General features: G+C 34.1%; 9 protein-coding genes and 2 tRNA genes. 10 read left to right on the top strand and 1 reads right to left on the bottom strand.

The annotated features are described in order from the left end of the window. Positions 1-293 precede the first annotated feature (293 nt). Positions 294-382: transfer RNA gene (locus IPJ23_02295), tRNA-Ser, on the bottom strand. A 104-nt stretch (positions 383-486) separates the two neighbouring features. On the opposite strand from IPJ23_02295, the gene IPJ23_02290 reads away from it, so the two are divergent. The 10 genes from IPJ23_02290 (at position 487) to IPJ23_02245 (ending at position 15,610) form a co-directional block, all read left to right on the top strand. Beyond that, positions 487-573 (top strand) — tRNA-Ser (locus tag IPJ23_02290). A 288-nt stretch (positions 574-861) separates the two neighbouring features. Beyond that, entirely contained in the window at positions 862-1,119 is a 258-nt protein-coding gene (locus tag IPJ23_02285) for a transposase (GenBank protein MBK7629549.1), read from the top strand. A gap of 529 nt (positions 1,120-1,648) precedes the next feature. Beyond that, on the top strand, positions 1,649-2,020 hold the full coding sequence (locus IPJ23_02280; protein MBK7629548.1) for a carboxypeptidase-like regulatory domain-containing protein: 372 nt from the start codon (positions 1,649-1,651) through the stop codon (positions 2,018-2,020). Between the two features lie 51 nt (positions 2,021-2,071). After that, positions 2,072-4,513: a TonB-dependent receptor gene (locus IPJ23_02275; GenBank protein MBK7629547.1), complete on the top strand. Its 2,442-nt coding sequence runs from the start codon at positions 2,072-2,074 to the stop codon at positions 4,511-4,513. Between the two features lie 24 nt (positions 4,514-4,537). Continuing rightward, positions 4,538-6,841 (top strand): T9SS type A sorting domain-containing protein, encoded by a 2,304-nt coding sequence (locus tag IPJ23_02270; GenBank protein ID MBK7629546.1) that lies wholly within the window; start codon positions 4,538-4,540, stop codon positions 6,839-6,841. Between the two features lie 23 nt (positions 6,842-6,864). Next, complete coding sequence (locus tag IPJ23_02265; GenBank protein MBK7629545.1) at positions 6,865-7,845, top strand: PorV/PorQ family protein; 981 nt, start codon at positions 6,865-6,867, stop codon at positions 7,843-7,845. 22 nt (positions 7,846-7,867) lie between these two features. After that, a complete protein-coding gene (locus IPJ23_02260; protein ID MBK7629544.1) occupies positions 7,868-9,391 on the top strand; it encodes an outer membrane protein transport protein in 1,524 nt (507 codons plus the stop codon). Positions 9,392-9,448: 57 nt separating this feature from the next. After that, complete coding sequence (locus IPJ23_02255; GenBank protein MBK7629543.1) at positions 9,449-10,918, top strand: T9SS type A sorting domain-containing protein; 1,470 nt, start codon at positions 9,449-9,451, stop codon at positions 10,916-10,918. Positions 10,919-10,977: 59 nt separating this feature from the next. Next, complete coding sequence (locus IPJ23_02250) at positions 10,978-13,695, top strand: T9SS type A sorting domain-containing protein (protein MBK7629542.1); 2,718 nt, start codon at positions 10,978-10,980, stop codon at positions 13,693-13,695. Positions 13,696-13,699: 4 nt separating this feature from the next. After that, on the top strand, positions 13,700-15,610 hold the full coding sequence (locus IPJ23_02245; protein ID MBK7629541.1) for a T9SS type A sorting domain-containing protein: 1,911 nt from the start codon (positions 13,700-13,702) through the stop codon (positions 15,608-15,610). The last annotated feature ends 26 nt before the right edge of the window (positions 15,611-15,636 follow it).

Genomic DNA, 15,636 nt, shown 5'->3' with positions numbered 1-15,636 from the left:
CGGGGCATAATATTTTTAATTTTGATTAGTTCTAAAAGATATGCACACAACAAAGCTGATCATTTATTTTCTGATGTAAACAGACTTGATAATCTTCTTAATCCATAACTACACTCACACAAAAAAACTTTTATAAGCCATTAGATGATGGCTTATTTTTTATCTGCTGATATAATAAGGTCTCCAAAAAGTCTCCAAACCTAGTTAAATTAGGGTGTATTTGAGTGAACTAGGGAGAATAAAAATGCGAAAACTGCTTAAAATCCAAGTCTTCGCATATAGAAATCAGGAAGCCGAAAGTGAGGGATTTTAACCCTCGATACCAGTTACCCGGTATAACAGTTTTCGAGACTGCCGCATTCAGCCACTCTGCCACCTTTCCAAAATAAACTGAACAAAATTAACAAAATAAATTTTATTTGCGGCTTAATGTCAAAGAAAGTTTTGTCAAGTTAGATTGATTAGATATATTTGACACGCAAATTCGGAGAGGTGCAAGAGTGGCTGAATTGGCTACCCTGGAAAGGTAGTGTATCCGCAAGGGTACCGTGGGTTCGAATCCCACCCTCTCCGCCCCGTAAAAAATAAATGCGAAGACTTGGATTTTAAGCAGTTTTCGCATTTTTCATTTCTGCAAAACCTCCCAGATACACTCAAATTCACCCAAATTTTACCTGGTTTGGAGACATTTTGGAGACATCCTCTATTACTTAGAATATAAAAACCACTTGATAATTAAAACTGCTTTATGAAAACTATTCCATCTATCTTCAACTACTAACCATTATCACTTCTAAAATAATTTAACTATTGACTCTTAGTTTCAAACTTTCTATTCTTATTTACTAGGAGGTGAGAGGGATGAAGAAAGAGATAATAAAATATAGCGACGACTTTAAGCTTACTGTTATAAAACTTTTGGAAGATGGGACTTTAGAATCAATAGAGGCTGCAAGGAGAATGTTTAATATAAAAGGTTCTAGCATTATCAGTCGTTGGATTAAGAAGTATGGTAAGGAAGATATTCTCCCAAAGGTCAGGATGCGAAGAATGGTTGATGAGGTTGATAATTATAAAGGCACTGATTTATATGAGAAGATTTTAATTCGTTTGCAGTAGGGTGGAGTGAGATACAAGAGTTAATAAAAAACCCCCAAAAATTTTTAACTTATTTTTTGTTTAGCAATCTCCATATCTATCGTTTAAGAATATTATAACACCAATTCATCTATATTTGGTTAAAAGAAATTAATTTTATCATACTCTAACAATAATTAATAGATATCAAATCTTGTTATATCATTTAACCATTGTTAGTGTTTTCGACACTTTTTTTATTTAGTTATTTATTTTCTAAAACTGCTTGACATCAAAACCTATATTATGTATGTTGTCATACAAGTTATAAAAAATCTTTATTTATTGGCAAAAAAAAGTACAGCTTGATGAAAAAGAAAATGGAGTTAGTTTTATGAAGCTAACAACAAAAAACTTAACTATCTTTGAAAGATGCGATGATTAAAATTTTACTCATTGTTTCCTCCAATATAATACCAACCTTGAACTGCTCTTCTAATAGACTCTCAAACAATAAATCTGAAATTAAAAAAAAATCAAAATTCTTATCGGTTATTTCCGGAGAACTGCAATGATATTTAAAAAAATTGTGCCTTTCGTTTTTGCTGTTTCAATGCTCCTTTCAATCAATTTATTTGCGGGTGATACTGGTAAACTTGCCGGAAAAATCACTGACAAGTCTAATGGGGAAGCCTTAATTGGAGCAAATATACTTTTTACAGCAGAGTGGGTGGACGGTAAAGAACAAACATTACAACAAAATCTTGGCGCGGCATCTGACATAAATGGCGAGTATTATATTCTCAATATTCCCTCCGGAACTTACAATGTCAAAGTATCATATATTGGTTATAGAGAAGAAATAATAACAAAGATAAAGATTGTTATAGACAGAACAACCAGGATAGATTTTGAGCTGACTCCGGAATCATTCGAGACTTAAACAGTAGAAAAAGATTTAACGGCCACAAAACAATCGTACAATTTAGATGATTTGGGAAACTTACCGGGAATAAATGATATCGATGATATTCTAAAACTTCAGGCTGATGTTGTTGGTGGTCATTTTCGTGGTGGTAGAAGTGGTGAAGCTGGATATTTTATTTCCGGTTCAAGTATTACTAATCCTTTAAATAATGAAAAATCATTTGAACCAATCAGTTTTGCTTTAGACCAAGTGGAGGTCTACACAAGTGGTTTTAGTGCTGAATATGGAAACGTGCAATCAGGTGTTATAAATATTATACAAAAAGAAGGTGGAAGTACATGGAAAACAAATGCAGAAGTTTCCAGTTCTAATCCTTATTACAAAACTTTTGGTGGTAGTGTTTATAGTACAAGAAACCAGACATTTTTTGATATGTTAAATAATCCAGATGAATGGTTGGATGGTACAGATCCAAAATCCGGTAAAGTTCTTTGGACATATTTTGGACTAAATTTTCCGGAAAACTATTTACCACCTGTTCCAATTACTTTTCCTCCAACTAAACTAACAAGGGCAGATTCGTTAAAAACCTCTGAACTTGTTAGAAAAATGTGGCTACAAAGCTTAAAGAACATAGGTTTAGAATATGATAAACCTGATTATAGATTTAATTTTTCAGTTGGTGGACCGTTAACTAAAAATTTAAACTTATTTTTTGCAACTACTCAAAATGTTGTAAATCCTTTTTTGCCTTCTGTTGAGCCAGATGTTCAAAGGCAAATAATGAGTAATGTAGTATTTAGACCATCATCTGAACATAAGTTTAAGGTAACCTTAAATTATAATCATCAGGACAGGAATGTCTTTACTTCTGATTTCTTTAGATGGTTTGAAAGACAATTGGATGTTACGTTTAATACCTTGGAGAGCAGACAAACTGCAATTGAGTGGAATTATTTTGCCTCAAAATCAACCTTTTATGATTTTAAACTAAGTAATCTTTATGTAAAAGATGAAGACCGAATCAATTTGCTAAAAGATGATCAGTACTCAACCGTATTTAATGATTTTAGTAATTGGAGATTTTATACAAGCCCGGCAGGACAAACCGTTGGAAGTATGAACACAAGTGCAGGAAAATCTAAATCCAATACCTACAATTTAATTGCAAATGTTACAAGTCAGCTAAATACAACAAACTTATTAAAGGGTGGGGTGTCATTTTCTTATTATGACATCAATGTTGATAACCGTTTGAGTGCAACAAATGCTTCTTCACTAAGATCAGAAAATTATCATGTTTTTCCTATTGAAGGTTCATTTTTTCTCCAAGACAAATTGGAATTTGAAGGTTTGATTACAAATATTGGTTTAAGATTAGATTATTATGATTTTAACACGACTTATTACCTTGATAAGTATTCACCTTATCGAAATCCTAATTATGATAAAACGAATCCTACTTCATCGTATTATGACAAATCTTTAGCAGCAACAAAAGAAACTAAAATTGAAACTTTTTTACAACCTCGTATAGGAATATCATTTCCTGTTTCAGAACAGACAGTCCTTCATATTAATTATGGTGTATTTACTCAAAGACCAGCCTTTGAATACATTTTCGTAAATCGCTTTAAACTAGAAGGAACTCCGAATTATGTAAGATTAGGTAATCCTGAACTTAAACCTGAGCGTACAATAATGTATGATTTCGGAATTGTTAGAGCCCTTCCTGGTGGATTGCAAATAGATTTAAGTGCTTATTTAAAAGATGTTAGTAATCTAATCCAATATGCGATATATGAAGACGTTGGTGGTAATCAATACCAAACATTTGATAATAAAGAATATGCGGATGTAAAAGGATTTCATATAAGTATTGAAAAATATTCAAGTTGGTTAAACGGTTTCTTAAGATATAATTGGGAATCGACAACAGGAAAAAGCGCCCAAGTTATAGGACCTGTTAGCAGAGCAGTTTACTATGAAAACGATCCGCAAAGGACTATAGTCCCATCTCCTGAAGATATTCCACTTGATTATGATCGAACTCATAAATTGGTAGGAAATCTTAGAATTTTAGCTCCTGATGATTTCGGGTTTGCTGTCGGTGATTTTTATCCATTGGCTGGTATTTCAGTTAGTGCCACATACAAGTTTGCTACAGGAAGACCATTTACCTGGGATGCCACAGGTCAAGGTTTAAGGTATAATCAACGAACTCCGGATGAGAATGACCTTTCACTAAGAATTGATAAATCGTTTTCAATTAATAATGTTAGTTTCAATATTTATTTAGAGGGTTACAACATTCTAAATCAGCAAGTCTTTGATTACGACAATACATTTTCTGAGAGTGCAGACAATCCTTATAGACAGAGATACATTGAAAACCGGGAAGAAATTTTTACAGAAACCGAATTTGCACCTTATGTAACAGATATTGAAGCCTATCTAATTGGTAATCAACCAAGACATTTTAGACTTGGTTTGACAGTTAAGTTTTAAAGTTTAACAGGAGTTTGTTATCAGATGAAAAATAAATCACTTACAATTCTTTTAATTTTATTTGCTTTCAACTTGTCAGCAATATTTGCACAAGTAAGAGATTCTAAAATTCACACTCGCGGAATGTTGCACGAAACGGTTTTTAATGATGGCAGTATTGGAAGAGCTTGGCTTTATGGCGCTGGTGGTGAAAAGATAAGCTCACCCTGTTTTGAATGGCCTCCAAGATCAAAAACTGTAATTAATGGAATTGAATATAGCGGGCAGCACAATATTTTGGGTGCCGGTGTTTATATAACAGCTAATGAAAAAGGCAATCCTGGAATTCCAAATAGATTATTTTCATTTTGCGGAGCAATTGGTACAAGTAGTGGTGCAGAATTACCAATCGGTAGATGGAGTTTTCCTATCTCTTTAGAAAGAATTGAAAATTACCCGCTATTACCTGATGGTTCTTTAAATCCTAATTATAACCCCGATGAAGCAGAAGAAATAATTATTAATAAATTTTCTACTAATGTTGGAATTACCGTTACACGTACATCGCGCGCTTGGAGTTATCCTGAATATGATGATATGATAATTTATGAATATGAACTTGAATATACCGGTGATACTGATGGGGATTTATCCACAATCGAAAGAACTGTTGATCTTGTTGATGTTTTATTTACAATCAACTATGGTTTTTCACCCTCAATGCTTGGATACCAGAGAAATTACGGTGAGTGGAAATATGATGGTGGTATGTACCGTGGTGATAACAGACAATCTTTCGATCCTGATTATTGGCTGACATTTAATCAAACAACACATACCGGTGCACCTGATAAAGGTGTCGAAAACTTATTTGCAAAACCTGAGCCAAATAAAGAATTATTTCTTGAATTTGCAAATACTGGTTTAAATGGTGGTGGATTTCTTAGTCCACAAGCACCAGGATATTGTATGTTGTACTGGGACATCGATCATTTAGCAATAGTAGATAGAGTTAATACTGCTAGAAATGAATCTGAATACATCAGTTATATGTTAAGAGATGCAGGTGGAAATTACTTCGAGACCGATGCAAATGATCATATTCTACAACCCTGGCAAATGAAAGGTGAGAGTGGTAATACAAGACCAGATAAAATTATGGACAGAGCAACGACCATGGATGAGAGATGGTGGACTGTTTATGGAGAAGTGGGTGCTCCTATTGGCACTCCATCAGATGGAGGAAGATTTGTTCTTCCAGGTGGAAGAACTTGGAAAGGACGCGCAAGATTTGAATGGGACGAAAGTTATAACGGAATTGCTGTCTATAATGGGTTTGGTCCATATGTTATGAAGCTTGGTGATAAATTAGAATTTGCATATGCGGAAGTTGTTGGCTATGGCGGAACTGCTGGTAAAACAATTTGTGGCGGTCAAACTGATGTACAGTTTTATCCCATCAGAACTATGAATAAAAAAATAGTTTTGAATGGTGAAACTGTTACTGAACACTATCTCGATGATTTTGGATACCCGGACTATATTAACTCGGATGTGATAAGTGTTAATCAGGTTGCACATAATGCGTGGGAAACATATTTAGGTACAGATATTCCTTATGATTCAACGAGAATGGGTCCGGCAGGTGGGATGTTATTTCCGGAATTGAATCCTAAACCATCAATGAATACAGAAAAATATAAAATACCTATTACAGTACCAGCTCCAATAATTAGTGTTGAGAATACTTCTTCTGCTACAGTTAAAATTACTTGGAACACCGCTGCCGAAAATTTTACTCATACGAGATTAACAGGAACTATTACTGGATATAAAATCTGGCGTACTGATTATGGAATGGGACCTTGGAAGCTTATTGCAGAGTTACAAAAAGGAGAAGTAAATACAGAAGGATTGTATGAGTTTATTGATGAGGACGAGACCTTTAGACTTGGTGAAGGAAAGTATTATTCTGTAACGTCTATTGATAATAACAATAAACAAAGCGGTAAGACGAATATCAATTATCACGTAAAAAATGTTAGGTCTGTTGATAAGTTAGGAGAAGTTTATGTTGTACCAAATCCATTTATTGTTAATTCTGGATTTACTGGACTGGCACAAGAAAATGCAATAGGCTTTTATGGACTTCCAGAAAAATGTACTATAAGAATATTTTCATACTCCGGACAACTTGTTGAAACTATTGAACACAATGAACTAGTTTTCTCAACTGCTTGGTTTCAAGTAACTAGAAATGATCAAGATATAGCTTCAGGTGTTTACTTTTTTGTGATTACTACACCCGAGGGTGATACCAGTACCGGAAAATTTGTGGTAATTAAATAATTTTTTATAAGCGAGTATTTAAAATGAAGATTAAAATAATTGCTGCCTTACTAATAATAAATTCTACATTTTTATTCCCTCAAGGCGGAGGCATAGATAAAGTAGGCACAACCTCTTTTCAATTTTTAAAAGTAATGCCTGGTGCCCGATCAACAGGGATGGGAGAATCTTTTATATCTGTTGTGAACAACTCAGAAGCAGTTTTCTGGAATCCTGCTGCTTTAGTTAAAGTAAATAATTTTGATGCATCCTTTTATTATGTTGATTACTTTTTAGATGTATCTCATCTTGCTCTATCAGCCGCATACTCCATTGAAGATTTTGGAACGCTTGGTTTGCAGGTTCAAGTAAATGATATCGGAGATATTCCTGTTACCAGAGTGGATAATTTGTACAGAGATCCAGTAACTGGTGTTTATAATCCTGGTACAACTGGTGAAACTATGAGTCCTGGTTTTACCGTAGTTGGTTTGTCATATGCAAAAAGTTTAACAGATAAGTTTTCATTTGGTTTATCGTTTAAAGTTGCTCACGAAAATTTAGTCGCCGAATCAGCTACTTCATGGATGCTTGATGGTGGTCTGATTTATCAGACTGGTTTTAAAACTATAGATGTTGCAATTGCATTAAGAAATTTTGGACCAGAGGTAAAATTTGTACATAAAGGTTATCCGCTTCCACAAACTTTAACTTTAGGAATTTCAGCTTATCTATTTACAGATCAAAACTCACTTATTTCAGATATTAAAGATCAGGGATTATTGATATCTTATAATTTATCGCAGCCTAGAGATTACAGTCAGCAGCACAATGTTGGACTAGAATATTCGTTCTCCCAGATGCTTTTTTTAAGAGCAGGTTATAAAATCAATTATGATGAAGAAGGTTTAACTCTTGGTGCTGGTGTAAATTATCAGGGATATAGAGTTGATTACTCATTTAACGATTATGGAGAATTTCTTGGAAATGTTCACAGATTTACTCTTGGTTTTAATTTTAATTAATTAAGGTTTTCCGGAGATGGAAATGCACAAAAATATTAGACATAGTTTTAAATTTGTTTGCTACAGCATGCTATTGCTTGGCATTTTTAATGTTTCAGTTTTATCTCAACATAGAGGTGATAATTTATCATTTCAAGGATGGTCTGAGGAAAGTAATAATGGTGTGCAATCAATTGCAATGGGCAGGGCTTATACGTCCATCTCGGGAGATGTAAACTCACTGTTTTGGAATCCCGCAGGATTGATTGGACTTAAAGGACCTCAGTTTTCTATTTCTGGAAATACATATGACAAAATTTGGAGAGAAAATCAGGATTATAGACCCAATAGACAATTTGTAAATCTTGCTTTTTATCTTGATGGTCTGTATGTACCAGATCCAGCTAATAATGGCGTTTGGGATAATGAAATATTTTTTGATACCACGCAATCTTATATCATTAGTGATCCAAAATTTGGATTAGATGAGTACAGCGAAGAAGCTGCCGATTGGCAAGTTAAAAAAAACGGAACAGTTTTTAATAATGTTTCCGGGGCTTATCCATTTATAATTGCAGAACAGTCCTTTGTAATATCAGCGGCATACGCTACTCAAAATAGAATTCTAGATTATGATCGCAATACGACTTATTTAAATCCACATATCGGTTCTGATGAATATGGTGCAGTAATCGAACGAATTACAGCTGCGGAAGACAGCGTAAGAGTAAATTGGTCTGATTATAATCGTATGAGAGAAGGCGATCTTAAAAATATTTTATTTGGATTAGGTTATGAAGTTAATGAAAATATTAAAGTTGGTTTTAGTTTAAATTTATTGTCTAGCCAATCAGATGAATCACAACAAATAAGTCAAATTGGCTATTTTGATCTTGTTGGTGGACCAAACAGATTTAAATTTACTTATGATTCTGTTGATGTTAGTACAAGAGGTACATCTGATTTTTCTGCAACCAAACTAAACATTGGAACAATATTTAATCTTAACGCATTTTCGTTTGGTGTAAATATTGGATTACCATATACTGTTACAAGGGATTGGAGTAACACAATAACTACTACAGATTCCGGACTAATAACCACAGAATCCAGATCAGGTAAAGATGAATTATCGGTTCCTATTTCTTATTCTTTTGGAATTAGTTTTAAACCTGTTGAAGAAATTACATTCGCTTTTGATTTAAGAAAAACTAATTTCAGTAGTGCTGAATTTAGTTTTGCCGCTCCAGACAGTACTCACAGAGGGTGGGTGAATCAAACTGTTATTGGTTTTGGTGTAAACTATAAAGCTTTCGACTTTTTATCCCTACTTGCAGGTTATAGATATCTTACAGATACTTTTGTACCTGACGGAGCCGGAATTAAGGATAGTGGACCCGGAACCAATATATATTCTGTGGGTTTGAGCGCATCATTTTTAATAGGCAGATTTGACTTTGCATATGAATATAGATTTATGAAATACAATGAAATTTATTATAGCAGCACAAACTATTCATACGAAGCTTTAAGCAATTTCCATTTTGGATATACAATTACTTTGTAAAAGATTTTCTATTAGCTTTTTGTCATAATTAATTACTTTCATAAAAAGGAGAAAAAAATGAACAAAATGAAACTGTTTCTTAGTGCACTATTTTTTACTGCACTTCTTATAGCCCCAACTAACGGGCAGCACATTAGCATTCAGCCGAATGTTCCAGGACAAAGTATTAATGATGTTATTACTTTTCTCAATACAAATCCTGGTTTTGCAGATACATTAATTCTTGAAACTGATGGTGGTATCTATCCAATATTCCCTGCTGAAATTCAAGTTCCTTTAGTTATAAGAGGAAACGATGGTACAAATAATAAACCAATTATCGTTACGCATAGCACTGCCGGAGCAAGAGTTATATGGCCAAGAAACGACCTTACTTTGAAGGATTTAATTATTGATGGCTATGATGCTGCTACCACAACTTATGATTCAATTAGATATATTATGCAAATCTCAACAACTGCTGGAAGTTTTAATGAAACACCAGACATTAAAGTTTATGATTGCGAAATTAGAAACGTTTATAGATATGCTAACCCTGAATTTAGCGAGGATGGAAATATTTTCGATATCGCTACGACTGCTAGATGCGGTGATGTGATTTTTGAAAGAACTACTTTAGCAAATACTGGAGATGAAGCATTACGATCAATCAACACTCACAAAACGCCGGTTGCTCTTGATAATAAATGTTGGGACTCTTTTACAGTTCGTAATTGTACATTTAAAAATATTCGAGGTTCCTCAATCAAAATTGAAAGTGATGGCGATTCAACAACGGTGGATGGTGATGGGGTGATTGAAAATAATACTTTTTATGGCTGTTATAGAAGAGTTATTTGGGAAAGAGAATTTGCCAATTCTGTTATGCGAAATCTTTTAATTACTTACAGCATTACAGGAAATGATGCTACACTTGGAGGTGCAGGTACTTTGGTTTCATTTCAAAGAGAGGGCTCAACTCTAGCAAATGTAGATTCATTTGCTTGTCAAAGAATAGTAGGTCTTGATACAGTAAAAATTAATGATGGTGCTTATCGCGCTGAAACACCTAGTTCGTGGTCATTCTGCTCACAAACTGGGACAATTGATTTAGCTACGTTATACGGAATAGACCCACAATTTGTTGACCCTACTAATGGTAATTTTACAATTCCACAGGGTAACACGTTGTTAACACTTGGACATGATGGATTAGCCATTGGAGATAGGAGATGGACAGGGCAATTAACAGGAATTAAAGAAATAAACAATGGACAGGTTCCATCTGATTTTTCATTATCTCAAAATTTCCCAAATCCATTTAACCCCCAAACAAAAATTCAATTTACTTTAGCTAATCCTAGTAATGTTTCTTTAATTGTGTATAATGTTGTTGGAGAAGAAGTAACCAAACTTGTTAATGAATTCAAAAACTCTGGAAGTTTTGAATATACTTTTGATTCAGCTGGTTTATCAAGTGGAGTTTATTTCTACACTTTGAAGACTGATAATTTTGTTTCTACAAAAAAAATGATTGTAATGAAATAATTTCTTTTGCCGGATGTTTAACGACATCCGGCATTTCCTAACCTTTCACGGAAAATTAAATGAGATCAACCTTAACAACATTTACACTAATTACTTTATTGATACTTGCTAATTTCAGGCTAGAGGCAACGTCTTATGTTGTAGCTAATGTTCAAGAATTTAATAGTGCAGTGTTGGTCGTTGTTCCGGGAGATTCAATTGTACTTAAAAAAGGCAATTGGGTAGATGTAAGATTAATTTTTCGTGGTAATGGTACTGTGAATAATCCTATTACTTTAACTACTGAAGAACCTGGGCGAACCTATATTACTGGAAATTCTAATCTTAGAATTTATGGTGATTATCTAATTGTTGATGGCCTTTTCTTTAAAGATGGTAAAAGTCCCTCAGGTTCGATTATCGAATTCAGAAATGGCAGCTCAGAGTTAAGCAATTACTCACGTTTAACAAATACTGCAATTATAAATTATAATCCGCCTTCAACTTCTACAGATTACAAATGGGTATCACTTTACGGATCAAATAATCGAGTGGATCATTGCTATTTTGTTGGAAAAAATCACAGTGGAACTTTACTGGTTGTGTGGATGGATAGCAGTCCCGATTTTCATACGATTGATCACAACTACTTTGGATACAGGCCTGAGTACGGTGCAAACGGTGCTGAGACTATCAGAATTGGTACAAGTGATTGGTCTATGTACAACAGTAATTGTATTGTTGAGTATAATTACTTTGAAGAGTGTGATGGTGAAATAGAAACTATCTCCAATAAGTCCTGTGAAAATATTTATAGATATAATACTTTTTATCGTACTGCAGGAACTTTAACATTACGTCACGGAAATCGTTGTGAGGTATATGGAAATTTCTTTTTTGGTGATAATAAGACAAGTACAGGTGGAGTTCGAATAATTGGTGAAGATCATAAAGTTTACAATAATTACTTCTCTGATTTGAAGGGAACAGGTTATTGGTCTGCTCTGGCGATGGTAAACGGTGTCCCAAACTCACCTTTAAACAGATATTTTCAAGTTAAAAATGCTCTTGTAGCATACAACACGTTTGTAAATAACATGAGTAATTTTGATATAGGTACGGGTAAAAGCACTGAACAATCCTTACCTCCCCTGGATTGCAAAATTGCAAATAACTTAGTGCAATCTCAGTCTTCTCCAATCATTACTTATACAGATCAGCCCATAAATTTAATTTATGAAGGAAATATTATGTTCGGTGCCAATCTTGGTATTCCGCAGCCTTCAGGAATTACAATGGTTGATCCTCAAATTGAATTTGCTGCTGATACCGTTTGGAGAATTACTCAAAACAGTCCTGCAAAAGATAGTTCTTTTGGAGTATATAACTTAGTCGCTGATGATTTTGACGGTCAGAAAAGAGATACTCTGAAAGACATCGGGTGTGATGAGCTTTCGACTGAACCTACAACCATAATAAGAGCTAGTCGGTTGAATACAGGGCCAACATTTCTAAATTTTATCCTGAGTGGCGGAAATATTATTACAGTTGGTGCTGGTGTAGACTCATTGTTCAATGCAATTCAAAATGCTCAGAATTATGATATCTTTGAACTAACAACTAGCGGCGGAGCATATGAGAACTCAAGTGTAATTGTAGTTAATAAAGAAATTGAAATACGCGGTGCAGCTGGATTACAAACATTACCAATAATTTTAAATGTTAGTTCAAATAACAGTGAATCTGTATTTGAAATTAGTGTTGGTGGTAGACTAAGAATTTCTAAAGTGGAATTAAACGGTGGCGGCGGTACTCTTAATTATAAAGAAGCAATCATCAAAACCCAGTCTTCTAGTCTCTCAAACTTTTATATAATTGCTGAGGATTGTTATTTTAATTCTGTTGGTGGAAATGGTACTGGTAGTTTCTTACTGGCATCACCTTTCACGGTGGCTGATTCAATTATATTAAAAAAATGTTTGTTTACCCGTTCAGAAGGTGTTGGGATTAAACTGGACGATGAAAGTATTAGTTCTGGTAGATATAATGTTAAAAAGTTTACGCTTGAGAATTCAACATTATGGAATCTGAACAAAGAAGCTGTTAGTATTTATGGAGGTGATACACTTGAGGCAACACCGGGACCTGTAATTAATATTAATCATTGTACTTTTGATAGTATCGGACTTTCCGGTACTAGGCTGCTCAGTTTTCCTGAAGCGCATAACACTACTGTTAAAAACTCAATTTTTAGCAATTCAAATTGTAACAGTGAATCTATTTTAATCTCGGGTACTAGTTCTCAAATATCCTTCTCAGATACATTCAATGTTGGTTCATTTGTTTTAGAAAGAAATTCTTCCGCTGTATTTGTAATTTTAGGCTTCGATCCTTTATATCAATCAGGTCCTTCAGGTTATTATATGCTTTCAAGCAGTTCACCTCTGCTCGGAAAAGCAAGTGATTGGAGAGCTATGGGTGATTTGAGATGGGATCCAACTCTAACCGCTATAGTTGAGGACAATTCTGTAATTGCACAGAGCTTTTATATGATGCAAAATTATCCAAATCCATTTAATCCCGTTACCAATATAACATTTAACGTTGTTACCGATGGAAACTTAACTTTGATGATATATGATTTAACGGGTTCATTGGTAAAAACAATTGCCAATGGATTTTACATATCGGGTTCTCACACAATAGCATTTTATGCAAATGATCTTCCAAGTGGAATTTATTTTTATAGGTTACAGCAAGGAAATAACAGCTCAACAAAAAAAAATGATTTTACTTAAGTAAATGATTACTAAAAGATTAAATATTAATAAAGTATTATTCACATCACTTATTCTTACGTTATCTGTAACTGCACAAACAACTTGGGAATCAACACGAGTGTTTTTTGAGAATGATAAATTAAAATACACTTCCGATGCTGAAGGAAACAAGATACCAGATTTTAGTTATGCAGGTTATAAAAATAGTGAAGTTGAAATTCCATTCGTGCAATCTGTCCTTACGATCTCTCCAATAGTTGGTGATAACACACTTCATATTCAGACAGCTCTAAATCAGGTTGCTGCTTTACCGCCTAATTCTGATGGGTTTAGAGGCGCACTTTATATGGAACCTGGAATTTATAATGTATATGGCACGATCAGATTAAATATAAGCGGAGTTGTGATAAGAGGTGCGGGGGATGGTGATGATTCTACATCCAATACAATTATTGTTGGGAGAGAAAACAATCCTGCTCAACGTTCGATAATAATTGCTGGTGGTGGAGGAACTTCTAAATGGTTTGATCAGGTAAGCGGTACTAATAAAAATATTATTTCCGATACAGTTTTTGTTGGTGATAAAGAATTTTATGTTGAAGATTCATCTCCTTATTCTGTAGGAGATAATATTATAATATTTCATCCATCAACAGATTCTTGGTTATTATCAATACAATACGGTGGTACTCACTACACAGAGTCTGGTGCCGAAGTGGGTGTTGATTTACCATGGGTGCCAGGACAGGAAAACATAGTTTACAATAGATATATAACAGCAATTGATGCTAATAAAATTACAATTGATGCACCTGTCTTTAATACATTATTTAGAAGCTTATCTCAGTCTTATATTTATAAATATGCTCGCAGTGGTATTGTAACAAACATCGGTGTTGAGAATTTAAGAATAGACATAGAAACTGCTGGCGGTCTAGATGAGAATCATGCCTGGCAGGCAATTGATATGTATCAAATAGAAGATGCTTGGGTTAGAAATTGTACTATGCTGCATTTCGGGCAATCAGCCGTAAGAACAAATACTGCAACCAGAATAACTATAGATAGTTGTAATGCGCTTGATCCTATTAGCACGATAGAAGGAGAGCGAAGATATAACTTTAACGTGTATACTGCTTCACAATTAATACTTTTTAAAAATTGCAGTGCTACAAATGGCAGACATCATTATGTATCCAATGGGTATAGCTACACTTCCGGATGTGTTTTTTTAGACTGCACTTCTTCAGGTGCTTATACAAGCAGCGAGGGACATCGAAGATGGAGCCAAGGTTTATTATATGATAATGTTGTTGATTTAAATGGTCCAAGGGCAGGTTTAAATGCAAGATTACTTGGATTATACAACAGAGGTTATTACGGGACTAGTCATGGATGGTCGGTAGCCCATTCGGTTGCATGGAATTGTGATGTAGCAAATGGAGATTTAATTGTTCAAAAACCTCCTACTGCACAAAATTATGCTATAGGTTGTTCAGGGGCGAGGATAACAGGGCAGTATCCACCAGCACCATTCAATGATCCGCAGGGATTTATTGAAGGCAGTAACCAATTAGGATTAAATCCCAGATCACTTTTTCTTGCCCAGCTGGAAGATAGACTTTCTGCAACTTCAGTAGAAAATTTCAATTATAATAAAAATGATGGTAGTCAGTATTCTCTCTTTCAGAATTATCCAAATCCCTTTAACCCTGAGACGACAATATCCTTTTCAATTCTTAATGAAGAAAAAATTTCTATTTCCATTCAAAATATATTAGGTGAAAAGATTGCTCAGTTGGTTGATGAGGTAAAACCAAAAGGGTTATACTCAATAAATTTTAATGGGCAAAATTTATCGAGTGGTGTCTATTTCATATCATTGGAAGCAATTCAATTTCATCAAACAAAAAAAATGATTTTAATAAAATGAGTAGGTTCTATTTATTAACAAACAAG

The sequence above is a fragment of the Ignavibacteriales bacterium genome (genome assembly GCA_016709765.1).
Taxonomy (GTDB): domain Bacteria; phylum Bacteroidota; class Ignavibacteria; order Ignavibacteriales; family Ignavibacteriaceae; genus IGN3.
Note: the sequence above shows the minus strand (reverse complement) of the source record. Positions and strands in the feature narration are given on the sequence as shown.

Bases quoted from the DNA above. Each gene is read 5' to 3' on its own strand.
- IPJ23_02285 (MBK7629549.1), top strand. From the start codon at position 862: ATGAAGAAAGAGATAATAAAATATAGCGACGACTTTAAGCTTACTGTT.
- IPJ23_02260 (MBK7629544.1), top strand. From the start codon at position 7,868: ATGCACAAAAATATTAGACATAGTTTTAAATTTGTTTGCTACAGCATG.
- IPJ23_02250 (MBK7629542.1), top strand. From the start codon at position 10,978: ATGAGATCAACCTTAACAACATTTACACTAATTACTTTATTGATACTT.
- IPJ23_02255 (MBK7629543.1), top strand. From the start codon at position 9,449: ATGAACAAAATGAAACTGTTTCTTAGTGCACTATTTTTTACTGCACTT.
- IPJ23_02245 (MBK7629541.1), top strand. From the start codon at position 13,700: ATGATTACTAAAAGATTAAATATTAATAAAGTATTATTCACATCACTT.
- IPJ23_02280 (MBK7629548.1), top strand. From the start codon at position 1,649: ATGATATTTAAAAAAATTGTGCCTTTCGTTTTTGCTGTTTCAATGCTC.
- IPJ23_02270 (MBK7629546.1), top strand. From the start codon at position 4,538: ATGAAAAATAAATCACTTACAATTCTTTTAATTTTATTTGCTTTCAAC.
- IPJ23_02265 (MBK7629545.1), top strand. From the start codon at position 6,865: ATGAAGATTAAAATAATTGCTGCCTTACTAATAATAAATTCTACATTT.